The 24,525-nt window shown below is 61.6% G+C and carries 23 protein-coding genes; 7 read left to right on the top strand and 16 right to left on the bottom strand.

The features are described 5' to 3' along the window. Positions 1 to 78 precede the first annotated feature (78 nt). Positions 79 to 1,905: a phosphomethylpyrimidine synthase ThiC gene (thiC, locus tag AB1781_00950; GenBank protein ID MEW5703147.1), complete on the top strand. Its 1,827-nt coding sequence runs from the start codon at positions 79 to 81 to the stop codon at positions 1,903 to 1,905. Positions 1,906 to 1,919: 14 nt separating this feature from the next. On the opposite strand, the gene AB1781_00945 is transcribed toward thiC, so the two are convergent. The 10 genes from AB1781_00945 to rpiB form a co-directional block, all read right to left on the bottom strand. Then, the gene (locus tag AB1781_00945; protein ID MEW5703146.1) at positions 1,920 to 2,363 is read right to left on the bottom strand and encodes a hypothetical protein; all 444 of its coding nucleotides are present in this window, start codon (positions 2,361 to 2,363) and stop codon (positions 1,920 to 1,922) included. Between the two features lie 107 nt (positions 2,364 to 2,470). Continuing rightward, positions 2,471 to 3,460, bottom strand: coding sequence for a thiamine-phosphate kinase (gene thiL, locus AB1781_00940; GenBank protein MEW5703145.1), 990 nt, complete (start codon positions 3,458 to 3,460; stop codon positions 2,471 to 2,473). After that, positions 3,435 to 3,908 carry a transcription antitermination factor NusB gene (gene nusB, locus AB1781_00935; GenBank protein MEW5703144.1) on the bottom strand — a complete coding sequence of 158 codons (474 nt, stop codon included), beginning with the start codon at positions 3,906 to 3,908 and terminating at the stop codon, positions 3,435 to 3,437. The genes thiL and nusB overlap by 26 nt, the downstream gene beginning before the upstream one ends. A 56-nt stretch (positions 3,909 to 3,964) precedes the next feature. Further along, positions 3,965 to 4,429, bottom strand: a complete 465-nt coding sequence (locus tag AB1781_00930; protein MEW5703143.1) for a 6,7-dimethyl-8-ribityllumazine synthase — start codon at positions 4,427 to 4,429, stop codon at positions 3,965 to 3,967. Between the two features lie 5 nt (positions 4,430 to 4,434). Beyond that, positions 4,435 to 5,577, bottom strand: a complete 1,143-nt coding sequence (ribB, locus tag AB1781_00925; protein MEW5703142.1) for a 3,4-dihydroxy-2-butanone-4-phosphate synthase — start codon at positions 5,575 to 5,577, stop codon at positions 4,435 to 4,437. A 14-nt stretch (positions 5,578 to 5,591) separates the two neighbouring features. After that, positions 5,592 to 6,179: a riboflavin synthase gene (locus AB1781_00920; GenBank protein ID MEW5703141.1), complete on the bottom strand. Its 588-nt coding sequence runs from the start codon at positions 6,177 to 6,179 to the stop codon at positions 5,592 to 5,594. A gap of 7 nt (positions 6,180 to 6,186) precedes the next feature. Further along, positions 6,187 to 7,302 carry a bifunctional diaminohydroxyphosphoribosylaminopyrimidine deaminase/5-amino-6-(5-phosphoribosylamino)uracil reductase RibD gene (gene ribD / locus AB1781_00915; GenBank protein ID MEW5703140.1) on the bottom strand — a complete coding sequence of 372 codons (1,116 nt, stop codon included), beginning with the start codon at positions 7,300 to 7,302 and terminating at the stop codon, positions 6,187 to 6,189. Beyond that, complete coding sequence (gene nrdR, locus AB1781_00910) at positions 7,286 to 7,744, bottom strand: transcriptional regulator NrdR (protein ID MEW5703139.1); 459 nt, start codon at positions 7,742 to 7,744, stop codon at positions 7,286 to 7,288. The genes ribD and nrdR overlap by 17 nt, the downstream gene beginning before the upstream one ends. Before the next feature lie 45 nt (positions 7,745 to 7,789). After that, positions 7,790 to 9,097 carry a serine hydroxymethyltransferase gene (gene glyA, locus AB1781_00905; GenBank protein MEW5703138.1) on the bottom strand — a complete coding sequence of 436 codons (1,308 nt, stop codon included), beginning with the start codon at positions 9,095 to 9,097 and terminating at the stop codon, positions 7,790 to 7,792. Between the two features lie 29 nt (positions 9,098 to 9,126). After that, complete coding sequence (rpiB, locus tag AB1781_00900; GenBank protein MEW5703137.1) at positions 9,127 to 9,573, bottom strand: ribose 5-phosphate isomerase B; 447 nt, start codon at positions 9,571 to 9,573, stop codon at positions 9,127 to 9,129. Between the two features lie 393 nt (positions 9,574 to 9,966). Between rpiB and AB1781_00895 the strand changes: the two genes are divergently transcribed. Then, positions 9,967 to 10,362 carry a MucR family transcriptional regulator gene (locus tag AB1781_00895; protein ID MEW5703136.1) on the top strand — a complete coding sequence of 132 codons (396 nt, stop codon included), beginning with the start codon at positions 9,967 to 9,969 and terminating at the stop codon, positions 10,360 to 10,362. 13 nt (positions 10,363 to 10,375) lie between these two features. Here AB1781_00895 and AB1781_00890 read toward each other — a convergent pair whose 3' ends face one another. Continuing rightward, positions 10,376 to 11,935 carry an alanine/glycine:cation symporter family protein gene (locus AB1781_00890; GenBank protein MEW5703135.1) on the bottom strand — a complete coding sequence of 520 codons (1,560 nt, stop codon included), beginning with the start codon at positions 11,933 to 11,935 and terminating at the stop codon, positions 10,376 to 10,378. A 31-nt stretch (positions 11,936 to 11,966) separates the two neighbouring features. Then, the gene (locus tag AB1781_00885) at positions 11,967 to 12,176 is read right to left on the bottom strand and encodes a hypothetical protein (protein MEW5703134.1); all 210 of its coding nucleotides are present in this window, start codon (positions 12,174 to 12,176) and stop codon (positions 11,967 to 11,969) included. Between the two features lie 167 nt (positions 12,177 to 12,343). On the opposite strand from AB1781_00885, the gene AB1781_00880 reads away from it, so the two are divergent. Then, complete coding sequence (locus AB1781_00880) at positions 12,344 to 13,243, top strand: hypothetical protein (protein MEW5703133.1); 900 nt, start codon at positions 12,344 to 12,346, stop codon at positions 13,241 to 13,243. Between the two features lie 30 nt (positions 13,244 to 13,273). On the opposite strand, the gene AB1781_00875 is transcribed toward AB1781_00880, so the two are convergent. Both AB1781_00875 and icmF read right to left on the bottom strand, forming a co-directional pair. Then, on the bottom strand, positions 13,274 to 13,720 hold the full coding sequence (locus tag AB1781_00875) for a winged helix DNA-binding protein (GenBank protein MEW5703132.1): 447 nt from the start codon (positions 13,718 to 13,720) through the stop codon (positions 13,274 to 13,276). A 157-nt stretch (positions 13,721 to 13,877) separates the two neighbouring features. Next, the gene (gene icmF, locus AB1781_00870; protein MEW5703131.1) at positions 13,878 to 17,183 is read right to left on the bottom strand and encodes a fused isobutyryl-CoA mutase/GTPase IcmF; all 3,306 of its coding nucleotides are present in this window, start codon (positions 17,181 to 17,183) and stop codon (positions 13,878 to 13,880) included. A 161-nt stretch (positions 17,184 to 17,344) separates the two neighbouring features. Between icmF and hemB the strand changes: the two genes are divergently transcribed. The 4 genes from hemB (at position 17,345) to AB1781_00850 (ending at position 21,534) form a co-directional block, all read left to right on the top strand. Further along, a complete protein-coding gene (gene hemB, locus AB1781_00865; GenBank protein ID MEW5703130.1) occupies positions 17,345 to 18,361 on the top strand; it encodes a porphobilinogen synthase in 1,017 nt (338 codons plus the stop codon). 36 nt (positions 18,362 to 18,397) lie between these two features. Next, the gene (locus AB1781_00860; GenBank protein ID MEW5703129.1) at positions 18,398 to 19,549 is read left to right on the top strand and encodes a CoA transferase; all 1,152 of its coding nucleotides are present in this window, start codon (positions 18,398 to 18,400) and stop codon (positions 19,547 to 19,549) included. A 67-nt stretch (positions 19,550 to 19,616) separates the two neighbouring features. Then, a complete protein-coding gene (locus tag AB1781_00855) occupies positions 19,617 to 20,366 on the top strand; it encodes an arginyltransferase (protein ID MEW5703128.1) in 750 nt (249 codons plus the stop codon). Between the two features lie 31 nt (positions 20,367 to 20,397). Further along, positions 20,398 to 21,534: a TRAP transporter substrate-binding protein gene (locus AB1781_00850; protein ID MEW5703127.1), complete on the top strand. Its 1,137-nt coding sequence runs from the start codon at positions 20,398 to 20,400 to the stop codon at positions 21,532 to 21,534. Between the two features lie 21 nt (positions 21,535 to 21,555). Here AB1781_00850 and parC read toward each other — a convergent pair whose 3' ends face one another. Continuing rightward, positions 21,556 to 23,778, bottom strand: a complete 2,223-nt coding sequence (parC, locus tag AB1781_00845) for a DNA topoisomerase IV subunit A (protein MEW5703126.1) — start codon at positions 23,776 to 23,778, stop codon at positions 21,556 to 21,558. Continuing rightward, positions 23,753 to 24,523 (bottom strand): DNA repair protein RecO, encoded by a 771-nt coding sequence (recO, locus tag AB1781_00840; protein MEW5703125.1) that lies wholly within the window; start codon positions 24,521 to 24,523, stop codon positions 23,753 to 23,755. The genes parC and recO overlap by 26 nt, the downstream gene beginning before the upstream one ends. Between the last annotated feature and the right edge of the window lie 2 nt (positions 24,524 to 24,525).

The raw sequence follows: 24,525 nt of genomic DNA, 5'->3' as shown, positions 1-24,525 counted from the left end.
AACGCGCGCCGTGCTTAGGTTCGCGACTGCGCAAATCCCGGATCTCCTGGAATCGCCACTTCAAGGGGAGATCCTTCGATGCTGAAGCCAACCAATTTCACGGTAACCACGGGGCCCTTGCCGGGCTCGAAAAAAGTATACGTCGAAAGCCGATATTCCCGGTCGGTTCGGGTCGCCATGCGGGAGGCTGCGCTTGCGACGGGCGAACCTTCCTTGCGCATCTACGATCCCTCGGGCCCCTATACGGACCCCGAAGCCGCGATCGACATTCGGCGGGGCCTGCCCCCGTTGCGGCAGCCCTGGATCGAGGCGAGAGGCGACGTCGAACCCTATACCGGTCGTTCTCCTCGCCCGGAGGACAACGGGCAAGGGCGCGGCGAGAAGGCGGATTTCCAACTTTTCCCAGGCAAAACCCATTCCCCGCTTCGGGCGAAGCCGGGCCGGCGCGTCACCCAGTTGCACTATGCGCGCGCCGGCGTCGTCACGCCGGAAATGGAATACGTTGCCGTCCGCGAGAGTCTTGGCCGCGAGAAATTGCGCGAAACTCCGCGCGGGGAAGGCGAATCCTTCGGGGCCGCCATCCCGGAAGAGGTAACGCCGGAATTCGTCCGCGACGAGATCGCGCGCGGGCGCGCCATCCTGCCCGCCAACGTCAACCATCCCGAAAGCGAGCCGATGGCGATCGGCCGTAACTTCCTCGTGAAGATCAACGCGAATATCGGCAACTCCGCGATCACCTCAACGGCAGCCGAGGAAGTGGACAAGATGGTGTGGGCGACGCGGTGGGGCGCCGATACCGTTATGGATCTCTCCACGGGGCGGAACATCCACAACATCCGGGAGTGGATTCTTCGCAATTCCCCCGTCCCGATCGGCACCGTGCCGATTTATCAAGCCCTCGAGAAGGTGAACGGCGAGGCGGAAGCGCTGACTTGGGAAATCTACCGTGACACGCTGATTGAACAGGCCGAACAAGGCGTTGACTACTTCACGATCCACGCCGGTGTTCTGCTGGAATACATTCCCCTGACGGCAAAGCGCATGACGGGAATCGTCTCGCGCGGCGGCTCGATCCTGGCGAAATGGTGTCTAGCCCATCATCAACAGAATTTCCTCTACACGCATTTCGAGGAAATCTGCGAGATCATGGCGGCCTATGACGTGAGCTTCTCGCTTGGCGACGGGCTGCGCCCCGGCTCCATCGCGGACGCTAACGACGAGGCCCAGTTCGCGGAACTGCGGACCTTGGGTGAACTCTGCAAAATCGCCCATCGCTTCGACGTCCAGGTGATGATCGAAGGACCGGGGCACGTGCCGATGCAGAAGATCAAGTTCAACATGGACGAGCAGCTTCGCCTGTGCAACGAGGCGCCCTTCTATACCTTGGGGCCGCTTACGACGGATATCGCGCCCGGCTATGACCACATCACGAGCGCCATCGGCGCCGCCATGATCGGCTGGTACGGTTGCGCGATGCTTTGCTACGTCACGCCCAAGGAGCATCTCGGCCTGCCCGACCGGGACGACGTGAAAACCGGCGTGATTGCCTACAAGATCGCCGCACATGCGGCCGATCTTGCAAAGGGTCACCCCCTCGCGCAGGCGCGTGACGACGCGCTCAGCAAAGCGCGTTTCGAGTTCCGCTGGCGAGACCAGTTCAATCTTTCGCTGGACCCGGAAACGGCGGCGGCGTTCCACGACCAGACCCTGCCCGCCGAAGGGGCGAAGCTCGCGCATTTCTGCTCGATGTGTGGGCCGAAATTCTGTTCGATGAAAATCTCGCAGGAAGTCCGCGCCTATGCGGAAGCCGGCATGAAAGAAATGTCCCAAAAATTCCGCGAGGGCGGCGGCGAAATCTATAAAGAGAAAAAGCGCGCGGAAAAAAAGCTCAGCAAATCCGCATAAAAAAATCGGCGCGGTTACAGGATCTTGCGTTCGAGCATGTTCTCGATGAGAACGGCGTTGATCGCCGCGGCTTCGAGCATTTCGTTGCCGACTTTCCTGAGCTTCTGCTTAAGTTCCAGGATTTCTTCGACGGCGTCCGGGTTACGCCGCCGCGACATGTGCTTGTACAACTCGCGCAACATGGCGTCCTTGACGCGTGGCATCATCCGTTCCACTTCCGCTTTCTTCTCGTCACCGGTGACTTCGACCGAGACTGCAAGAAAAACGTGATGCGTCACCTGATTTTCGCGGATTACCGGCAGGACGAAGTCGCCAACCTTGACAAACTGGGGTTTCGGGTCGGTGGCTTCCGCCGCGGCGTCGGCGGCCTGCGCGACGAAAGCCGAAGCTAAGAAGACGGCCAAAGCAAGCGCAATTGCACCGAGCAGGCCCGCCGCCCGAAGTGGTTTCGTCTTCATGGCCTTTCCTTCGTTCGCCCGCAAGCCTTCTCCCGGAAGGCCAGAAGGAAAATAGTCTGCCACCAATTTGGTAAATTTTACTTAACGCCTGCCGCGATAGGCGGTGTTCAAAAGTGCCGGTAGCCCGCCTCGGCCAAGGGTATCCGCTCTCCGGCCGCGTCCCGCACCTCGACACCCGTCCCTTCCTCGATCCTGCCGATCCGGGTGATGGGGGTCGCGTGCTTCGCGGCAAAGGAGGCAATTTCTTTTCCGCTTTCCGCGCTCGCCGTAAAAAGAAGCTCATAATCGTCGCCGCCGGTGAGAACCGTCGAAAGGAACGCCGCCTCCCGCGCCAGCGCGGCCTTAGCCGCCGCCGAAAGGGGAACGCGCGCCGCTTCGATTGCCGCGCGCACGCCGGATTGTTCCGCGACGTGACCTAAATCCGCCGCCAGGCCGTCGGAAATGTCGATCGCGGCGTGGGCGAGGCCCAGCAGGTCCCCACCGATGCCAAGACGCGGTGTCGGCAAGCGCAAGCGCCCGAGGAGATGGGCGGCGTCTTTTGCCGCCAGGAAGGAAAGCTCGCCCTTGCCCCAGGCCAAGCCCAAGGCGGCGTCGCCGATGGTGCCCGTCACATAGACGTCATCCCCGATTTTCGCTCCGGCGCGGCGGAGCGCCTTCCCCGACGGCACCTCGCCGAGGGCCGCCACGGTGAAGGTCTTTGGCCCCTCGCTTGCGACCGTATCGCCGCCGACAAGATGAACACCGAACGCCGCTTGATCCTCGGCCAGGCCTTGGGCAAAGGCCGCGACCCATGCCTCTTCCGTATCGGCGCGAAACACCACCGTCAGCAGATACGCCTTCGCCCGCGCGCCCATTGCGGCCAGGTCGGAAAGGTTGACCCGCAAAAGTTTTCTTGCAACAAGCGCGGGCGGATCGTCGGGAAAGAAATGAACGCCCTCGACCATCGTATCCGTTGTTGCCACGATGTCGCATCCGGCTTCGGGGCGAAACACCGCCGCATCATCCGTCAGCGCAAAGGCGCCCGGGAAACCCTTCGCAAGAGGGGCAAAGTACCGATCAATCAGCGTGAATTCATCCGGAAGACGACGGCCGTTCACGGGTTATCTGCTCCATTTCCAATTTGCGAAGCTCGCGGGCGAGCCGGTCGAGAATCCCGTTCACGAAGCCCGCTTCGCTTTTTTCAAAAAAAGCGTGGGCGAGGTCAACGTATTCATTGATGATGACTTTCGCTGGAACGTCCCTGCTGGTCAGAAGCTCGAAGGCGGCCGAACGCAGGATGGACAGAAGCACGGACCCCAGCCTTTCCAGCGCCCAATCCTCAGCCAGGGCGGCGGTGATCTTGGCGTCGAGATCGCCCCTATGCGTTTCGACACCACGGATGAGCGCCTCGAACTTGGTAAGATTCGCGCGCGCCAGCGCCTCTTCGAGCACGCCGCCCCGGCGATAGGTGCGAAATTCGCTGATGACCGTCTCGATAGAGACCCCCGTCAATTCGATCTGGTAGAGGGCTTGCACGGCGGCCAGGCGCGCAGCGCTTTGCCGCATCGCATGCGACGGTCCCGATGCGGCGAGGTCCGGGTCGGTTTTGTGGGGATCCGAATTCATCGCGGATAAAGGTGGAAATGGCGCTTGACCTCGATCATGCGAAGACAAGCCCGGGCGGCGTCGCCACCCTTGTTCCGCTGGTCGACGGCGGCGCGAACCCACGCCTGATCTCGGTTGTCCACGGTCAGGATGCCATAGCCAAGCGCGATGGCGTATTTCCCGACCAAGTCCTGTAAGCCCCGCGCGCTTTCCTGGCAGACGTGATCGTAATGAGAAGTTTCCCCGCGGATGACGCAGCCAAGCGCCAGATAGCCGTCGAAACGCTGCCCGCCCGAATAAAATTCCCGCGAACGGATCGCCATGCCGATGGCGGCCGGAATTTCGAAAGCGCCCGGCACGGCGACACGTTCATAAACCGCACCCGCCTTTTCCAAAGCCGCGAGCGCACCATGGACAAGTTCGTCTGCGATATCCGCGTAAAAGCGGCTTTCGACAATCAAGATGTAAGGCGGTTCGGTCATGCGTTTTATTCCACGTCGTCCACTGGAATTGGCTCTTGGCCGACGACCCGAAGCCCATAGCCGTCAAGACCGATGATCGTGTGCCGGGTGTTCGAAAGCAGAACCATATCCCGAATGCCGAGATCGAGCAAAATCTGCGCGCCGATTCCATAATCGCGAAGCTCGCCGGTGGCTTTCGAGATGGGGGGGGCTGAGGGCGCCCCTTGCGTTTTCCGCTGGCGCAGCTTCACGCGTTCCGAAAGGCTCGACGGCAGCGCTTCCCGGATGAGGACGGCAACCCCGCGTCTACGCTTGCGGATCAAGCGCAGAGCTGCCTGAAACTCGCTGCCGCGCCCTTCACTGTCCTCGCCCAGAATGTCCGTGAAAACGTTGAGGGCGTGCATCCGGACCGGCACCGGCCCCGCTTCCGCCGGGTCCCCCTTGATCAGCGCCACGTGCTCGGCTCCAGAGACCTTGTTGCGATAAACGATCATCCGCAGTTTGCCGCCGTGGCGGCTAACGATCTCGGTTTCCGCGGCACGCTCGACGAGCACCTCGTTGCGACGGCGGTAGGCGATAAGATCGGCAATCGTGCCAACCTTTAGACCATGCGCTTTGGCAAATCGAAGCAGATCAGGAAGCCGCGCCATCGTGCCGTCATCGTTCATGACCTCGCAAATGACGCCGGAAGGGTTGAGACCGGCAAGCCTTGCAATGTCGACGGCCGCTTCCGTATGCCCGGCGCGGACAAGGACGCCGCCGTCCCGGGCAACGAGCGGGAACACGTGGCCGGGGGACAGGATGTCTTCGGCGCCCTTCGTGGGGTCAATGGCAACGGCAATCGTGCGGGCCCGGTCGGCCGCGGAAATGCCGGTCGTCACCCCTTCCCGCGCCTCGATGGAGATGGTGAAGGCCGTTTCCAGGCGCGCCTGGTTCCGATTCCCCATCAGGGGCAGACGCAATTCCCGGATGCGGCCGGACGACAGGGCAAGGCAAACCAGGCCGCGCCCGTGCTTCGCCATGAAATTGATCGCTTCCGGCGTTGTCTTCTCGGCCGGGATGACAAGATCGCCTTCGTTCTCGCGGTCTTCGTCGTCGACCAGGATAAACATTCGGCCCTCGCGGGCTTCGGCAATAATTTCCGCAACGGAGGAAAGCGTGGACGGCATGCTGGACACGCGAGCTAATCCCTCTCCAAAAGACGGGCAAGGTGGCGGGCGAGAAGGTCAACTTCCATATTTACACGATCGCCCGGTTGCGCGATTCCGAAGGTCGTTACACGTTGGGTATGCGGAACGACGTTGACATCGAAGACCGTTCCCTCGATGCCGTTCACCGTCAACGAAACCCCGTCCAGCGTGACGGAGCCTTTTCGCGCCAGATAAGGGGCGAGTTCTTCAGGCGCCCGGAGCCGGAACCGAAGGCTAGCACCTTCCGGCTGGCGGGCAAGAATCTCGGCTTTCCCGTCCACATGACCTGCGACGAGATGACCGCCAAGCTCGTCGCCGAGACGCAAGGGGCGTTCGAGATTGACCGCTCTGCCCTTCCGCCATTCGCCGACCGTCGTATGGGCCAGCGTTTCCCCCGAAGCCTGAACCGCGAACCAACCCGCGCCTTTCTCCACCACGCTAAGGCACACACCGGCGCAGGCGATCGAAGCGCCGATGGCAAGGTTCGAAAGATCGAGCGCGGTTTCGATCTCGACCCGCATTTCTCCCTGCCCGGCAATGGCGCGAACGCGCCCAATATCGGTAATAAGGCCTGTGAACATGTCGGTTCTATGGCCGACGGTGGTAGATTTCGAGAAAATCCTCTCCGACGGCCCTCGCTTCCTTTCGTATAAAGGTAGGCATGTCGGCAAGGCGGTCAACGCCGAACGCGCTTGCCACCGGCACCCCGTCGCCACCCATGACGGCCGGCGAGCGGAACCAGGCAATCCGGTCGATCAGGTTGCGTGCGAAAAGCGCCGCCGTCAAATGCCCGCCACCTTCCAGAAGGACGCGCGTCAGGCCGCGCCTGCCGAATTCCCGCATCATCTCGTCCAGGTCCGGGTAGCCGTTCGCGTCCACCGGCATGCCCAGCACCTCGACCCCGCAATCCTCGAACGCGTTCCGGCGAGCGCTATCCACGTCCTCGCGGGCCACGACCCAGGTCGGAATGCGGTCAGCCGTGGCGACGAGCTTGTTCGTAAGCTGTGTGCGCAGCCGGGAATCGACGATAATGCGGGTCGGGGTTCGGCCTTCGAGGCCGGGAAGCCGGCAGGTCAACATCGGGTCGTCGGCGCTGACCGTGCCGACGCCGACCATGATCGCGTCGTGGCTGGCCCGCAAGGCATGGGACGCCCATCGGGCCTGTTCGCCGGTAATCCATTCGCTTTTTCCGTCGCGGGTGGCGATGCGGCCATCGAGAGTGGTCGCCGTCTTCAGGGTAAGAAGCGGGCGGGCGGCCTTCACGCGGAGGAAGAATCCGGCGTTGAGTTCGGCCGCCTTGGTCCCGGCCACGCCAAGCACGACCTCGATCCCGGCCTCGCGAAGCCGTGCGAGTCCTTGCCCGGCCACCCGAGGATCGGGGTCTTCGACCGCAACGACGGCACGCTTGACGCCGGCCGCGATCAGGGCATCCGCACAAGGCGGTGTCTCCCCCCAATGGGCGCAGGGCTCAAGCGTGACGTAGGCGGTCGAACCCCGCGCCTTTTCGCCGGCGCGCCCGAGAGCTTCGGTTTCCGCGTGAGGTCGGCCGCCGATTTGAGTCCAGCCGCGACCCACCACGCGGCCGCCACGCACGAGGATAGCCCCCACCGCCGGATTCGGCGCAACCGCCCCCAACGCCCGACCGGCGAGGCCGAGGGCGGCCCGCATATGACAAAAATCCGCGTCGTTATTCGTCGTCGGCACTCAGCCTCCCAACGAATTCCTCGAAGTCCTTGGCTTCGTGGAAGTTCCGGTAGACAGAGGCAAACCGGACATAGGCCACCTGGTCGAGGCTGGCCAACGCGTCCATGACCATTTCGCCGATGATCTCGGAAGAAATTTCGCTTTCGCCCGAGCTTTCGAGCCGACGGACGATGCCGTTGATGAGCCGTTCCACCCGTTCCTGTTCGATCGGCCGCTTGCGAACGGCGATCTGTATGGAGCGCGCGAGCTTGTCGCGATCGAAGGGCGCCCGCCTTCCGCTTTTCTTAAGGACGGTCAGCTCCCGAAGCTGAATACGCTCAAACGTCGTAAAGCGTGAACCGCAGGCTGGACAAAAACGACGACGCCGGATGGCCGAGTTGTCCTCGGTCGGCCGTGAATCCTTGACCTGGGTATCTTCATGAAAGCAAAACGGGCAACGCATAGCGATCTCCCCCTCGCCGGCGCACGCGGCGCCGGCACGAACTCCCTACCGCACATAGATCGGAAAACGACGGCACAATTCCTCGACGCGTTGCCTTGCTGCGGTTTCAGCGGCCGAATTGCTTTCTCCGTGCGCCTCCAACCCCTCCAGCACGTCGGCAATCCACCCCCCCACCAGGCGGAATTCTTCGACGCCGAAGCCCCGCGTCGTGGCGGCCGGCGAGCCGAGGCGGACGCCGGAGGTGACGGTCGGCGGCTGCGGATCGAAAGGCACGCCGTTTTTATTGCAGGTCATGCCGGCCCGCTCGAGGGTTTCCTCGGCCGCCTTGCCCGACAATTTCCTCGAACGCAGATCGACGAGAAGAAGGTGCGTGTCGGTGCCGCCGGAAACGATGTCGAACCCCCGCGCGCGAAGGGTCTCGGCCAGGGTCGCCGCGTTGGCAACGACCGCGCGCGCATAGTCCTTGAAGGCGGGCCGGAGATCCTCGCCGAAGGCGACCGCCTTGGCAGCGATGACGTGCATGAGCGGCCCGCCCTGTAGACCCGGAAACACCGCCGTGTTGATTTTTTTTCCGATCGCTTCGTCCCGGCTCAGGATCATGCCGCCGCGCGGCCCGCGAAGAGTCTTGTGGGTCGTCGTCGTGACGATGTCCGCGTAAGGGAGCGGGCTCGGATGCACATCGCCGGCGACGAGCCCGGCAAAGTGTGCCATGTCCACCATCAGATAGGCTCCGACCTCGTCGGCGATCTCGCGGAAACGCGCGAAATCAATGATCCGAGGATAGGCGGAACCGCCGGCGATGATGAGCTTTGGCTTATGTGCGCGAGCCAAGCGCAGAACTTCGTCATAATCGATGCGAGCGTCTTCCTTTCGCACACCGTACTGCGCGGCGTTGAACCATTTCCCGGAAAGCGCCGGCTTCGCCCCGTGGGTGAGATGCCCGCCCGCCGCCAGCGACATGCCGAGGATCGGATCCCCCGGTTCGAGTAGGGCAAGCATGACAGCCCCGTTCGCCTGAGCGCCGGAATGCGGCTGTACGTTCGCGAAGGGACAGTCGAAAAGCTGTTTCGCGCGTTCGATGGCGAGCCCCTCAACCACGTCCATATATTCGCAGCCGCCGTAGTAGCGCTTCGATGGGTATCCTTCCGCGTATTTGTTCGTCAGCACCGAGCCCTGCGCCTCGAGCACGGCCGGCGAGACGATGTTCTCGGAGGCGATCAGCTCGATCCCGTTCTGCTGGCGATGCAACTCGCCTTCGATCGCCGCGAAGATAGCGGGGTCCTCATGGGCCAGGTTTTCCAGAAAAAATTCCTTGCTCGAGAACCTTGAGGGGGCGGCGTTGACGACGGACATCCGGACCGGCCTTTCTTTGTCTGTGTCTCTTATGACGATCGCTTGGATAGCTTTTGAACGCGCCGTTCGTGACGACCACCCTCGAAAGGGGTCTCCAGAAACGCCTTCAGGCACGCCTTGGCGGTATCGGCCCCGATCAGCCGCGCCCCCAGCGCCAGCACGTTGGCATCGTTATGCTTCCGCGCAAGACGCGCCCACTCCGCCCCGGCGCAAGGCGCGGCGCGCACTTCCGGGTAACGGTTCGCCGCCATGCTGATACCCAATCCGCTCCCGCAGATAAGCACCCCTCGATCCGCGTCTCCCTTGCCAATCGCTTTTGCAAGCGCATCGGCGAAATCCGGATAATCCACCGAATCGGCGCTGTCCGTACCTAAATCCAGAACGCCGTATCCCATCTTCCTGATTTCCTCACGCAGAACCGCCTTCAGTTCAAACCCTGCGTGATCGGAAGCGATCGCTATCGGCTTTACGGGCATCGCCGGAAACGGGCAGCACTTGAGTGGAAAGGACGAAAAACTACCATATGTCGTGTGCCCATACCAGCCCGCCGCCCCTGTCATTGGCAGAAAACGACGGCTTTCCCCTAAAGTCAATTCGAGGACGAATCAATAAAATCTAACAAATAGGTTTCTGCGAGAGAAAAGAGGGACGCGCCAAGGGGAATGATCGAAAATCGTATAATTTTTTCATTGTTTTAAGGGTTTAGCTATTTATTTACTTTATTATATTGTAACATTTACCATACTATACATCCTTATATCTAACAAAGCGGGTGACGAGACGGCTTGAAACAGATTCTGGAAAACACCTTCGGAAAGACGGTCGCCGGCACCTCCGCCGAGAAAGCGCCAAGGACAGAGTTGCTGCGCATGGCGACGGAGATCGTCGCGGCCTATGTCGGCTTCAATAACCTCAGCGCCGGGCAAATTCCCGAACTCATCCAGACGGTATACCGGTCGCTCGATTCGCTTGGCGCCGCCAGCGCGCGGGACACCGCCCCGCCCCGTCCCTTCGTGCCGATCCGCAAATCGGTGACGCCGGATTACATCATTTGTCTGGAGGACGGCAAGAAACTGAAGATGCTGAAACGGCATCTGCGCACAGCCTACGGCATGATGCCGGAGCAATACCGCGCAAAGTGGGGCCTCGCGGCAGACTACCCGATGGTGGCGCCGAACTATGCCATCCAGCGCTCCGACTTCGCCAAGAAGATCGGCCTGGGCCGTAAAGGAATGGCAAGGCGCGGGCGCAAGCCCCGCAAGTAGGTCCGCCCGAAAGCTATTTGCGAGGGGCGATTTCGCCCGCCTTGACCCGTTTCCAATACGACTGCAAATCCGCCCGCAGCTTCCCGGAAAGCAGGTAAAGACCGATCGCGTTCGGGAACGCCATCGCAAAAATCATGGCGTCCGAAAAATCGATGATGGATCGCAGCGACATCGCCGATCCCATCACCGTGAACGCGAGGAAAAGCACCTTGAAGGCCTGATCCACCCTGCGCGTCTCGCCGAAAAGATAGGTCCAGCATTTCAAGCCGTAATAGGACCACGTGATGATTGTCGAAACGGCAAAGAGCGTCACGACAAGCGCCAGTACATACGGAAACCAGTCGATGGTTTGCGCAAAGGCGGCCGATGTCATCAAGACGCCGCCCAGCGCGTTGCCGTCCAGGTAAATTTCCTTCTCGAGATAGACGCCCGAAAGCACGATCACGAAAGCCGTCATCGTGCAGATGATAATGGTGTCGATAAAGGGTTCGAGCAACGACAGGAAGCCCGCCGAAACGGGTTCGGACGTGCGTATGGAAGCGTAAGCGATGGGGGCGGAGCCGATGCCGGCCTCGTTCGAGAAGGTCGCCCGCTGGAAGCCCATCATAAGGACACCGATCAGCCCGCCAAAACCCGCCGCCGGCGTAAAGGCGCCTTCGACGATGGTGAGGATCGCCGCCGGGATGCGCTCGGCGTGCGTGGCCACGATGACAAACCCGGCCAGCAGGTAGGTGATCCCCATGAAAGGCACGATTCGCGCCGTCACTTGGGCGATGCTTTTGATTCCGCCGATGATGACAAGGCCGACGACGACGGCAAGGATTAGACCAAACAGCCAGCCTTGGTCATGGAAAAGGCTGGCTTCGCCGCCGGTTACGATGACGAACTGCTGGTATGCCTGGTTGGCCTGGAACATGTTCCCGGCGCCAATGGCGCCGCCGACGCAGGCCATCGCGAAACAGACCGCAAGGCCGCGCCCGAGCCTGGGGAGACCGATCTCGGCCAACCCCCGCGACAGGTAATACATCGGCCCGCCCGACACGGTGCCGTCGGCGTGCAGGACGCGGTATTTCACGCCAAGCGTGCATTCCGCGAATTTCGAGGCCATGCCGAAGAAGCCGGCGACGATCATCCAGAGCGTAGCCCCCGGCCCGCCCACGGCGATCGCAACCGCAACGCCCGCGATGTTGCCAAGGCCGACGGTGCCAGAGAGGGCGGCCGAGAGCGCCCGGAAGTGGGAAACTTCGCCGGGTTGCGAAGCGTCCGAATACTTCCCCAGCATGATGTCGACGGCATGGCGAAACCCCCAAAGATTGATGAAGCGGAGGTAGAGGGTGAAGCTGACCGCCACGACAATCAACCAAACGACGATGAGGCGGACCTGCGCCTCGCCGACGGGAATGGCGTAAAAAATCGCACTGGAAACGGTGTCGGCCAGCGGCGACAGGATGGCGTCGATCCTGGCGTCAAGACTGCCGGGTGCCTGGGCAAGCGCGGGAAAGGTGGTCCAAAGAACGAAGAAAAAAGTGAAAAGAAGAAAAACCCGGACTTTTTGGATCGCGCGAGCCGCCATTTTGCCTGCCTTCTGCTTGCCTTCCCTCGCTTCAGTCGGTGCTGTGCCCACGTTTTCCAAGCACGTAACGCAACTTCTGCACCGCCATCTGCTTAAGCCGCGCTTCCGTCTCGCGGGGCGATCCGACGATCGTGACTTCCACCAGCGTTGCCGTATCCATGGCCGTCACCCTGACCGAGTTGCCGACGCGCTGGATTTCGATCAGGACCTCGCGATCACCGGAACCGGGGTCTTTCACCATCAATCGGCCTTCTACCATATCGGGGTTCCGGACAACACCTTCCCCTTGAGCGGTCTCATTGTAGCGGCCTATAGCGACTGCCAACCAATAAAAACAAAATTGCAATCGGCGATGAGCTATCTATGCTAACCGCCACCGTTCAGCCACGCATCGCATCGAGGTTTCGGGTGACAAAAAACGCCGAAGGGCTGGGCCAACTCGCGCAGGATATCGACGATTTTCTGTTCCGCCTCGCCTTTCACAACCCAAAAAAGATGGCCGCCCTCCAGATCGAGGCACACGAGAAGTGGGTGCCGACGCTCCGCATCCTGGAAAAACACGCCGATAGTCTGCTGGACGCCGACCTGGTTCGCGTTTTCGTCGAGCTTCAGGAGGCGATGACCGTTTTCAGCCAATACGCCATCCGCGGTTTCGAGGACGTGGTGCGGCTAAAACTGCAAGTGGACGCGGCAAACGTGTTGTTGAAAAAAACAATCTTCGCGCGCGAGTACAAAGGCGAGATCTTCGAGGAAGGCGACGAGGCCTTCTACCTTCCGCCGGATAAGCCAAAGCCACGGCAGGCGATGCTGGTCGTGTTGCACGGCGCCTTCATGAAGGGGCGCAACTTCATCTGGAAGTGGGTCTTTGCGGCGGCGCGCCGAAGGCTTGCCGTCTATGCGCCCTCTTCCCACGGCGCCACGTGGGCGGCGGAGGATTTCGAGCCGGTCGAATTGATGATCGAAAAGCTGGGCGAGAACTATGGTCTCCCGAAAGAAGAAACCTTGCTTGCCGGGCTTTCGGACGGCGCCATCGCGGCCACCCTTCTCGGTTGCCGCAAACGCGTTCCATTTCGAAAGCTGGCCCTTCTCGCTGGCACCAAGCCCTTCGACATGGAGGCGATGCCGAGAATTCCCCTTTATATCGTTCACGGAACGGCAGACCCGATCTTCCCGATCGGCCCGGCGCGAGAGACGGTCGAAAAATTGCGAGCCCGCACGAAGGGCATCACCTATCGGGAGCTCGCCGACGCGCCGCACAGTTTCCCTTATCCGGAAATCGACCCGCTGATGGACTGGTTCGTGACGTGAGCTTCTTCGGTAAGGCCGGCAAGCGGCGTGTCAGGAGGCTGCCTCAAGAGTGACATCGGCGGTGAAGCGAAGCGCGTCGGTCCAGAACCGTTCGAGCCGCTTCAGGGTCTTGTTCGCCGCCGCCAGATCTTCCGTCGTGAGATAACCTTTGCCAAGCGCGGCAATGTGATTGTCGAAGACGCCCTGCAAGGTGTGACAAAGCTTGAGCCCTTTTTCCGAGCAACGCACGCGTACGGATCGCCGGTCGTGGGCGGAACGTTCTTGGACGAGGTAGCCGTTCTCAACCATCTTCTTCAGGTTGTAAGAGACATTCGACCCCAGATAAAAACCGCGGATCGTGAGTTCGCCCACGGTCATCTCTTCTTCGGAAACGTTGAAAAGGATCAGGCTCTGGACGTTGTTGATGTCCGTGATTCCGATGCGGTCCAACTCGTTCTTCACGACGTCCAGGAATCGCCGGTGAAGCCGCTCGATCATCGAAAAAATATTCAGATATTCCGACTGCACAACTTCCCCTTCCGTTTCATTAGGCTTCGCCGCACGGTTGAGGCGGCCCCGCTGCTACCCTGCCGCAGAAAGGTTAAATTTGTGTTTATGGGTTTAAGAAAAATTTATCTGTAATCGACTGATGTTCTTACATATTTCTGCGATATCGACCGCCAACCTCGAACAGCGCCTGGCTGATCTGCCCGAGCGAGCAACAACGAACCGCCGCCATCAAGACTGCAAAAACGTTTCCATCCTGCATCGCCGTTTCCTTGAGGCGGGCGAGAGAGGCTTGCGCTTCCTTGCCGTGACGCGTCTGGAATTCGCGAAGGCGGCGAATTTGGTTTTGCTTTTCATCCTCGGTCGAACGCTGTAGGTCCGGCGTCGGCAAAGCGCCCACCGCTTCCCGGTTAAGGAAGGTGTTCACCCCGACGACGGGCAGGCTTCCGTCGTGCTTGCGGGTCTCGTACAGCAGGGATTCGTCCTGGATCTTGCCCCGCTGGTACCCGGTCTCCATCGCCCCCAGCACGCCGCCCCGCTCGGAAAGCCGCTCGAACTCCCCCAACACGGCTTCCTCGACAAGATCCGTCAGCTCCTCGAAGAAGAAGGAGCCCTGGTTCGGGTTCTCGTTCTTGGCGCAGCCCCATTCCCGGTTGATGATCATCTGAATCGCCATCGCCCGGCGGACGGATTCCGCCGTCGGCGTCGTGAACGCTTCGTCGTAGGCGTTCGTGTGCAGGCTGTTGCAGTTGTCGTAGATCGCGATCAGGGCCTGCAGGGTCGTCCGAATGTCGTTGAACGTCATCTCCTTTGCATGCAGGGAGCGACCGGACGTCTGGACGTGGTATTTCAGCTTCTGGCTGCGTTCGTTGCCGCCATATTTGTACCTGATGGCCATCGCCCAAATGCGCCGGGCGACGCGCCCGAGGACGGAATATTCCGGATCCATTCCGTTCGAAAAGAAGAAGGAAAGATTCGGCGCAAAATCGTCGATGGACATGCCCCTCGCCAGGTAAGCCTCGACAAAGGTGAAGCCGTTCGCAAGGGTGAAGGCAAGCTGGGTGATCGGGTTGGCGCCGGCCTCCGCGATATGATAGCCGGAGATCGAGACGGAATAGAAATTCCGAACGTTGTGGCGGATGAAGTATTCCTGGGTGTCCGCCATCATCTTCAGGGCAAATTCCGTCGAGAAGATGCAGGTGTTCTGACCCTGATCCTCTTTCAGGATGTCGGCCTGCACGGTGCCGCGGACGACGGAAAGCGCTTCGGTGCGTATCTTCGCCGCTTCTTGCTCCGAGGGCGCGCGCCCCGCGCGTTGCCGGAAGGCTTCCAGCCGCTGGTCAATGGCCGTGTTGAGGAACATGGCGAGGATGGCGGGCGCCGGGCCATTGATCGTCATCGAGACGGACGTCTTCGGGTCGCATAGATCGAAGCCGTCATAGAGCGCCTTCATGTCGTCGAGCGTGGCGATCGAAACGCCGGAATTTCCGATCTTGCCGTATATGTCCGGGCGCTCGTCCGGGTCGGCCCCGTAAAGGGTGACCGAATCGAACGCCGTCGAAAGACGCTTGGCGGCGGAATCCTTCGAGAGGAACCTGAACCGCGCGTTCGTGCGGGAAGGATCGCCCTCGCCGGCAAACATGCGCGTCGGGTCTTCATCCATGCGCTTCATCGCAAAGACACCGGCCGTATAGGGGAAGCGGCCGGGAAGGTTCTCCTTGCCCAGCCAGCGGAGCAATTCGCCATGGTCCTCGAAGCGGGGCAGCGACACGCGCGGAATCTTCGAGCCGGAAAGCGAGAACGTATGAAGGGGGGTCCGGATTTCACGGTCACGGACCTTCTCCACAAATTCTTCCTTCTCATAGGCTGCCTTCACTTCTGGCCACTCCTCAAGGAGCGTACGGAATTCCGGCGTGAGTACCTCTTCGCGTTCGGCAATAAGGGGATCGAGCGGCGCCGGATTTTGCCCGGCTTCGCCGAGCAGCCGCCTCGCCGCCCGCAGCTGCTGCAGCTCGCGGACAAGGATTGCCTCGGTCGCCATTTTCGTGTGGTAGCCGCGGACGGCCTCGATAATTTCCGAAAGGTAATGCTGGCGGGCCGGCGGCACGATGACCGTGCGGGGCTGGGTGGTCTTCTCCGCCATCCGGGGAAAATGGGTTTCCCATATGCCGAGCCCACGGGCGTTGAAGAGATCGAGGCAGCCTTCGTAAAGGGCGGTGACCCCTTCGTCGTTGAACTTCGAGGCGATCGTTCCGTAAACGGGCATTTCCTCCGGGGCTGCCGTGAAGGCCTGGCGGGCGCGCTGGACCTGCTTGCGCACGTCCCGCAGCGCATCCTTCGCCCCTTTGCGGTCAAACTTGTTGATGGCGACGACATCTGCAAGATCCAGCATGTCGATCTTTTCAAGCTGGCTGGCGGCGCCGAATTCCGGCGTCATGACGTAAAGGGAGGCGTCGGCGTGATCGACGATTGCCGCGTTCCCCTGGCCGATACCGGAAGTTTCGACGATCACGAGATCGAAGCCGGCCACCTTGCACGCCGCGATCATGTCGTCGAGGCCCTCCGGAATTTCGGCGGTCGAGGCTCGCGTGGCGAGCGAACGCATGTAAACGTCGCCTTCGGTGATCGCGTTCATGCGAATGCGGTCCCCGAGAAGCGCGCCACCGGTTTTCCGTTTCGAGGGATCAATGGCAAGAACGGCGATGGCCTTACCCGGGTTGTCCAGCCGGAACCGGCGGATGATTTCATCCACGAGCGAGGATTTCCCTGCGCCGCCGGTCCCGGTGACGCCGAGAACCGGCGTTTCCGCGTGCTTCGCCGCCAGCGTGCGGAGTTCTTTCTGCAGGCCTTTTCTCAACGCCCCGCTTTCGATGCCGGTCAGGGTGCGCGCCAGGTCCAGCCAATTTCCTTCCCGCACGCCGTCGAGGCCGGTCGGAAGATTGGCGCTCAAATCCACGTCCGCCTTCTCAATCATGTCGTTGATGATGCCCTGAAGGCCGAGGCTCCGCCCGTCCTCCGGCGAATAGATGGCGGCAACGCCGTACTCCACGAGTTCGTCAATCTCGTCCGCGACGATGACGCCGCCCCCGCCGCCAAACACCTTGACGTGTTCGCCGCCCCGCTTTCTCAATAGGTCGAGCATGTATTTGAAGAATTCCATGTGCCCGCCCTGGTACGAGCTTACGGCGATGGCGTGCGCATCTTCTTGCAGGGCGGCGGTCACGATTTCGTCCACCCCGCGGTTGTGGCCGAGATGGATCACCTCGACGCCGGAGGCCTGCAAAATACGGCGCATCACGTTGATCGCCGCGTCGTGGCCATCGAAAAGGCTGGTTGCGGTAACGAAGCGGACCAGATGGCGCGACTTGTAGGGCCGAATCAACCCATCGGCGGCCGCGGCATCGGAAGCCGGTGTCGTGCGCTTCTTCGCTTTCGTCCTTGCGCGTAGCGGCATGGGCGTTCTCCGGCGGCCTTACGTCGGAAGGGAATCCGGTTGCAGAGGCGTTCGGCTTGTTTCTATCATCCGACCTTTATTATACCAACTCTGTGATATATCTGCGAGTTTGCTACAAGATCACTCGCCGGCGGGTCGGTAGGCAAAGAGGATTCGGGCGCTTGAAACGGCATTTTCCACAAACGGCGGCGGGCTTTCCCCGGGTGCGATTGCGCCGGACCCGGCAGGCTGGTTGGGTGCGCCGGCTGGTCGGCGAGCACCGCCTTGGGGTGGACGATCTCGTTTGGCCAGTCTTCGTGCAGGAAGGAAAAGGGACGCGAACGGCAGTGCCGTCCATGCCCGGCGTGGCGCGCTTGACGGTTGACCTTCTGGTGGAGGCGGCAAAAGAAGCCGCTGAACTTGGGCTGCCGGCCATCGCCATTTTTCCGGCAATCGACCCACAACGGAAAACGCCGGAGGGTGAGGAATCGACGAACCCGGAGAATCTCATCTGCCGGGCAATTCGCGCCGTGAAGAAAGAAAAACTCGATCTTGGCGTCGTTTGCGATGTCGCCCTCGACCCCTTCACGAGCCATGGCCACGACGGCGTGTTACGCGACGGCGCGGTTGACAACGACGCGACGATCGAAGTGCTTTGCCGGCAGGCGATCGTGCAGGCCGAGGCCGGCTGCGACGTTATAGCCCCTTCCGACATGATGGACGGACGCATCGGCGCCGTCCGGGACGCCCTCGACGGAAAAGGGTTTCAATCCGTCCTTATTCTGGCCTACGCCGCAAAATTCGCGTCCGCCTTCTATGGGCCCTTCCGGGACGCTATTGGTTCGGCGGCAAATCTGAAGGGCACCGACAAGAGCGGCTACCAGATGGACCCCGCCAACGGCGACGAGGCGCTGCGCGAAATCGCCCTCGACCTCGCCGAAGGCGCCGACATGATCCTGGTGAAGCCGGGCCTTCCCTATCTCGACGTCATCCGGCGCGCGAAGGATATCTTCGGGGTGCCGACCCTCGCCTACCAGGTCAGCGGCGAATACGCGATGCTGAAGGCGGCGGCCGAGGCGGGCTGGCTGGATTGGGAGCGGGTCCTGCTTGAAAGCCTGCTCGCCTTCAAGCGCGCCGGCGCCGACGCGATCCTTTCCTATGCCGCCATGGAAGCCGCGCGTCTGCTGAGGGGCCGGTAAGCGCGTCCGCACCGACCCCGGGAGGAAAAAAAGGCGATGACAGTTCTGGGGCCGCTTACCGGCATCACCGTCCTTGACCTCACCCGCGTGCTAGCCGGCCCCTATTGCACGATGGTGCTGGCCGAGCTGGGCGCCAGGGTCATCAAGGTCGAGCCACCGAACGGCGGCGACGACGCCCGCCGGTTCGGCCCCTTCCGGAACGGAGACTCCGTCTATTTCGCCTCGTTGAACCGCGGCAAGGAAAGCATCCTTCTCGATTTGAAGCGCGCCGATGACAAGGCGACGTTCCTCGACCTGGCGGAAGGTGCCGACGTGTTGGCCGAGAACTACCGGGCCGGCACGATGGAAAAACTTGGGTTGGGGTGGGACGTACTGCACGCCCGCTTCCCCAGGCTGATCTATGCGGCGACGAGCGGTTTCGGCCACAGCGGACCTTACGCCCACCGCCCGGCCTACGACATGGTCGCCCAGGCGATGGGCGGCGTCATGAGCCTCACCGGCCATCCCGGCGGACCGCCGACGCGGGTGGGCAGCTCGATCGGCGACATCACCGCCGGTCTTTTCACGGCGATCGGCGTCAACGCTGCCCTTTTCCACCGGGAGCGCACCGGCGAAGGAATAAAGGTGGACGTCGCCATGCTGGACAGCCAGGTGGCGATTCTGGAAAACGCGATCGGGCGGTACGTCGTGACGAAGGAGGTGCCGGGACCGCTCGGGGCGCGTCACCCTTCGATTGCGCCTTTCGCAGCCTTCAAGGCGGCGGACGACTACCTCATCATCGCCTGCGCCAACCAGGAAACCTACGGCCGGCTTTGCCGGGCGCTTGAGCGGCCGGACCTTTTCGAGGATTCCCGTTTCAAGGACAACGCCCTGCGGGTCGAAAACGTCGAGACGCTGACGGGCGAGATCGAGGCGGTCCTCGCCGCCCGCCCGAAAGATGCCTGGCTTATTCTCCTCGAGCAGGCGGGCGTGCCTTCAAGCCCCATCCACACGGTCGCGGACGTGCTGCGGGACCCCCAGGTGCTGGCGCGCAACATGGTAATCGAAATCCAAAACCCGAAGACGGGGTGCCTGCAGGCCGCCGGCAACCCGATCAAGTTTTCCGCCTTCCCGGACGGCAAAACACGGAAGAAGGCACCCGAGCTGGACGGCAACCGCGAAGAGTTAACTCGCGAATTCGGCCGCTAGGCGGCCTTTCGCTTGTCCTGCCCTTGCAATCGCGGTACTGCTAAAAGAAAGTCATTCATGTGTACCGATGGGCAGAAACGCGCACGTTTCCGAATCTGAATCCAGGGCTCCGTGGAAAAAGACGTATGTTTTCCGGACGCCCCTCTTGCCCTGTCCCTATCTCGCCGATCGCATCGAAAGCCGCGTCGCCGTTGACCTTGGAAATCCGAACGCCAGCGAACGCTATGACCAACTCTCGCTGGCCGGGTTTCGTCGCACGGGACGATTTGCCTATCGGCCGGATTGCCAGGGTTGTTCGGCTTGCGTTTCCGTCCGCGTCCTCGCCAAGGAATTCGTTCCAAGCCGCACTTTTTGCCGCATCCAGAACGCCAATGCCGATCTTGATGCCAGGAAATGTCCGGCGAAGGCGACGGTTGAACAGTTCCGGTTGTTCCGCGATTACCAAACGGCCCGGCACCCCGACGGCGATATGGCGGCGATGGTCTTTTCCGACTACCGCACGATCGTCGAGGATTGCCTGCCGGAAACCCGGCTGATCGAGTTCCGGAAACCGGACAGGACGCTCGTGCTTGCCGGACTCATCGACTGGCTCCAGGATGGGCCTTCCGCCGTTTACAGTTTTTTCGACCCGCAGGAATCGAAGCGCAGCTTGGGCACCCTTTTCATTCTCTGGCTGATCGAGCAAACGCGCGCGAGGGGGTTGCCGCACGTCTACCTCGGCTATCGGATTGCCGGTTGCCCGAACATGGCGTACAAGGCCCGCTTTCAGCCGCTCGAAGGATTCAGCCAGAACGGCTGGCAGAGACTCGAATCATAATGCCCTTCCTAACTTTAGTCTGGAGCAAGCTGTGAAACGGCGTGATTTTCTAACCGGGGCCGGCCTCGGCCTCGCCACCGGGGCGGCGGGCGTCTATGCGCTGACAAGCGGCGTATCTTCGACGGCGACCAAGCCCGCAACTTCCTCGGGCCCCGTCGCCAAGCGAAAAACCTACGAATGGAAGATGGTGACCGCCTGGCCGAAGAACATGCCAGGTCTTGGCGTCGGCGCCGAACGCTGCGCGGAACGTATCACCCGCCTGAGCGAAGGCGAGTTGAAGGTGAAGGTGTTCTCGGCCGGCGAACTGGTTCCTCCCTTCGAGTGCTTCGACGCGGTTTCAAGGGGCGTGGCGGAACTCGCACACGCCGCCGCTTATTACTGGCAAGGAAAATCGAAGGCGGCGAATTTTTTTTCCGCCGTTCCGTTCGGCCTGACGGCGGCGGAGCAAACCGGATGGATCCGTTACGGAGGCGGTCAGGAACTTTGGGACGAGCTTTACGCAGGGTTCGGCGTCAAAGGCTTCATCGCCGGCAATTCCGGCACCCAGATGGGCGGCTGGTTCAACCGGGAAATCCGCTCGATCGCGGACTTCAAAGGCCTGAAAATGCGGATGCCCGGGCTTGGCGCGGAAGTTCTGCGCCGTGTCGGCGCCGCCGCCGTCAACATTTCCGGAAGCGAGCTGTTCTCGGCGCTGCAGATCGGCGCCATCGACGCGACGGAATGGATCGGGCCCTGGAACGACCTTGCCTTCGGTTTTCCAAAGATCGCGAAATACTACTACGGACCCGGCTTCCACGAGGCCGGCACGACGCTTGAATTGCTGGTCAACCTGGACAAATACGAAACGCTTCCGCAGCATCTGAAAGACATCGTCGTCGCCGCCTGCCAGATGGAAAACGACGAGATGCTTGCCGAGTACGCCGTGCGCAACGCCGAGGCGATGAAAACGCTGAAGAAGGAATACAAGGTCGAGATCAAGCACTTCCCGGACGATGTCGTGAAGGCCCTTTGGAAAGCGTCGAACGAGGTGCTGGCCGAGCTTGAGAAGGTCGACGACATCACCGGCCGGACCTACCGTTCCTTCCTTGCCTTCCGGGACGCCGCCATGGCGTACAGCCCATACGCGGAGGGCGGGTATCTGCGGATGCGGAATGAAAACGCCGGCTGAGTAACGCGCTCGAGGTCTTTCTCAGCCGAACCGGTTCGATCTTGGGAACCCCTTGGGTACGATGCGGCCGGCCCCGCCCCGCTTGCCGATCCAGTTCTTGAGGCCGGCTACGGTCTGCGAACGATCCCCGCTGCGCCAGCCAAGGCCCTCCTTCAGCGAAAAAGCCTTCGCGTCCGAAAGCTTCCCCTCCCGATAGCGCTGGAGGATAACCCCCCGGCCGCGTCCCATCTCCGGAAGTTCGCGCAAGGGAAAGATCAGCAATTTCCGGTTCGCGCCGACGACGGCGACGTGATCGCCCTCGACCGGCGCTACCATATGCCCGCGCGCCCCTTCGGCCAGGTTCAGCACCTGTTTGCCGGCCCGTGTCTGGGCCACGACACCATCTTCCTTCGTCACGAAACCGTGCCCATCGGAGGAAGCTACCAATAGCTTCCGGCCGGGCTTGTGAACGAAGAGGGCGATGATTTCGTCCTCGCCCCCAAGATCGACGAGCAGCCGCACCGGCTCGCCGTGGCCACGGCCGCTTGGCAGGCGATCGCCCGCCAGCGTATAGAAACGCCCATTCGAAGCAAAAAAAAGCAGCTTGTCCGTTGTCTCGGCGAGTACCTCGAATTTGGGGCCGTCCCCTTCCTTGTACTTGACGCCGTTTTCGCCGGTTGAGTCTCCCTTGACGGCCCGAATCCACCCTTTCTCCGAGCAAAGGACCGTGATCGTCTCCTTTTCGACCATCGTCTCAAAGGAAAGATCCACCGCTTCGGGCGCCGACCCGAAGGTCGTTCGCCGGCGGCCCAGTGGCGTTTTTTTAGAAAACCGTTTCCGAACCTCCGTCGTTTCGTCGGCGATTGCCTTCCAGCGTTTGTTCTTGTCCTTGATAAGCCCGCGAAGGATTCCCCCTTCCTTCGTCAAACGGTCGAACTCTTCCTGGATTCGCTTTTCCTCGAGCTTACGCAAAGCCCGCAAGCGCATGTTCAGGATCGCCTCGACCTGCAACTCGGTCAACTTGAACGCCTGCATCAGGGGTTTTTTCGGCTCCTCCTCCCTGCGCAGAATGCGGATCACCTTGTCGAGGTTGAGATAGACGGCGCGGTAGCCCTCCAGAATTTCGAGGCGCTCCTCGATCTTCTGGAGGCGGAACCGGCTTTGCCGAAGCAGCACCTCGTGCCGGTGATCGAGAAAGGCCTGCAGGGCTTCCCTTAAGTTCATGACACGCGGCACGCCGGAAGCGTCGAGAACGTTGAGATTCAAAGAGATCCGAACCTCTAGGTCGGTCTGCCGGAAAAGGGATTCCATCAAGAGGGCAGGGTCCACGTTGCGGCTTTTCGGCTCAAAAACGAGGCGGATCTCCTCGGTCGATTCGTCGCGGATATCCTCAAGCAACGAAAGTTTCTTCATCTGCAGGAGATCGGCGATTTTCTGGACGAGGCGCGCCTTCGGCACCTGGTAGGGGATCTCGGTCACGACGAGACGATAGGTGCCCCGCCCCCCCTCTTCGGTATGCCAGCGCGCGCGTAGACGGAAGCTGCCGCGACCCGTGCGATAGGCGTCCAGGATGCTGGCTGTTTCTTCGACGAGGATGCCGCCGGATGGAAAATCAGGCCCCGGCAAGAACTCAACCAGTTTCGGAATCGTTGCCTTCGGAAAGCGGATCAGATGCAAAAGGGCGGCGGCGATTTCATCGACGTTGTGGGGCGGAATGCTCGTCGCCATACCGACGGCGATACCGGAAGCGCCGTTCGCCAAAAGATTCGGAAATTTTGCAGGCAGGACGACGGGCTCGACCAGCTCGCCGTCATAGGTAGTGCGAAAATCGACGGCGTCCTCGTCAATCCCTTCCAGAAGAAGCTCGGCCACCGCCGTCAGGCGCGCTTCGGTATAGCGCATGGCGGCCGCGTTATCGCCGTCCACGTTTCCGAAATTCCCCTGCCCGTCGATCAGCGGATAGCGAACGGCGAAGGACTGGGCAAGCCGCACGAGGGCGTCGTATACGGCAATGTCGCCGTGCGGGTGATATTTACCGATGACGTCGCCAACGACACGAGCGCATTTCTTGTAGCCGGATGCCGGGTCGAGATGCAGCTCGCGCATCGCATAGAGAAGACGCCGGTGGACGGGCTTGAGCCCATCCCGGACATCGGGAAGCGAGCGCGACATGATCGTCGAGAGGGCGTAGGCCAGATAGCGTTCGCCGAGGGCTTCGGCGAAGCCAACGTCGCGAATGTCAGGGACGGTAATGGCCTTCGGCATGGCCGCCATTTATACCAGATGTGGGGGTTTTTTCTACCAGGCACGCAATAAATCGGGATCGGGCGGCAGGTTCGGGGTGGGCACCCCCGGTGAAGACGTGACTGGCGAGGAAGTGACCGGTGAGCAGGAGCCCATCCCGGATCGCCCCGAAATCCCGGCTGGAGCCGCCCTGGGTCAGGAACGCCGGCAAGGGAAGGAGCCGCTCGGCGTAGGCTTCGCCGGCGGCGGCGGAAACCGCGCGGCCGGATTTCGGCGAGACGTACCGCAGGTCCGTCGCCTGTCCCGTCGCCGCACAGGCGCTCAAATCAAGGCCATAGCCAAGTTCGGCCAGCAATTGCACTTCCCAGCGCACATAAGCCGCGGGCCATTCGCCGGTGGAAAGGGATTCGAGAAAGGCGAGCAGGCCGGCATAGGCCCTGGGGTGGGGGGCGCGCTCCGGCAGCGCCGTTTCGGCCACTGCGCAGGCCGAGCTCAAGGCGGCGAGAGAGGTGGGATCGTCGAGGGAAAGGCATGCAAAACTCCGCTCCAGCTCCGCACTCCACCACCCCAGTTGTTCGCTCAGGCGCGCCCGCCAGCGCGCCCGGACCAGGTTGCCCGGTTGGTGGGTCCCCCGCCGCCGGCGGCCGGCGCCACCGTGGACGATTCCGAGATGGCGGCCGTGGCTGCGTGTAAAAAGCGTCACGATGGCGTCGGTCTCGCCATGCTTGCGCGCCTTAAGAACGATGCCGTCGTCTGTCCATTCCATGA

This window comes from Pseudomonadota bacterium (genome assembly GCA_040752895.1).
Lineage (GTDB): Bacteria > Pseudomonadota > Alphaproteobacteria.
This window is presented reverse-complemented; position numbering and strand designations above follow the sequence as displayed.

Coding starts and splice junctions, on each gene's coding strand:
- thiC (MEW5703147.1), top strand. CDS start 79: ATGCTGAAGCCAACCAATTTCACGGTAACCACGGGGCCCTTGCCGGGC.
- AB1781_00945 (MEW5703146.1), bottom strand. CDS start 2,363: ATGAAGACGAAACCACTTCGGGCGGCGGGCCTGCTCGGTGCAATTGCG.
- nusB (MEW5703144.1), bottom strand. CDS start 3,908: ATGCGGCAAAGCGCTGCGCGCCTGGCCGCCGTGCAAGCCCTCTACCAG.
- AB1781_00930 (MEW5703143.1), bottom strand. CDS start 4,429: ATGACCGAACCGCCTTACATCTTGATTGTCGAAAGCCGCTTTTACGCG.
- ribB (MEW5703142.1), bottom strand. CDS start 5,577: ATGCCGTCCACGCTTTCCTCCGTTGCGGAAATTATTGCCGAAGCCCGC.
- AB1781_00920 (MEW5703141.1), bottom strand. CDS start 6,179: ATGTTCACAGGCCTTATTACCGATATTGGGCGCGTTCGCGCCATTGCC.
- nrdR (MEW5703139.1), bottom strand. CDS start 7,744: ATGCGTTGCCCGTTTTGCTTTCATGAAGATACCCAGGTCAAGGATTCA.
- glyA (MEW5703138.1), bottom strand. CDS start 9,097: ATGTCCGTCGTCAACGCCGCCCCCTCAAGGTTCTCGAGCAAGGAATTT.
- rpiB (MEW5703137.1), bottom strand. CDS start 9,573: ATGCCCGTAAAGCCGATAGCGATCGCTTCCGATCACGCAGGGTTTGAA.
- AB1781_00895 (MEW5703136.1), top strand. CDS start 9,967: ATGGCGACGGAGATCGTCGCGGCCTATGTCGGCTTCAATAACCTCAGC.
- AB1781_00890 (MEW5703135.1), bottom strand. CDS start 11,935: ATGGCGGCTCGCGCGATCCAAAAAGTCCGGGTTTTTCTTCTTTTCACT.
- AB1781_00885 (MEW5703134.1), bottom strand. CDS start 12,176: ATGGTGAAAGACCCCGGTTCCGGTGATCGCGAGGTCCTGATCGAAATC.
- AB1781_00875 (MEW5703132.1), bottom strand. CDS start 13,720: ATGATCGAGCGGCTTCACCGGCGATTCCTGGACGTCGTGAAGAACGAG.
- icmF (MEW5703131.1), bottom strand. CDS start 17,183: ATGCCGCTACGCGCAAGGACGAAAGCGAAGAAGCGCACGACACCGGCT.
- AB1781_00860 (MEW5703129.1), top strand. CDS start 18,398: ATGACAGTTCTGGGGCCGCTTACCGGCATCACCGTCCTTGACCTCACC.
- AB1781_00855 (MEW5703128.1), top strand. CDS start 19,617: ATGGGCAGAAACGCGCACGTTTCCGAATCTGAATCCAGGGCTCCGTGG.
- parC (MEW5703126.1), bottom strand. CDS start 23,778: ATGCCGAAGGCCATTACCGTCCCTGACATTCGCGACGTTGGCTTCGCC.
- recO (MEW5703125.1), bottom strand. CDS start 24,523: ATGGAATGGACAGACGACGGCATCGTTCTTAAGGCGCGCAAGCATGGC.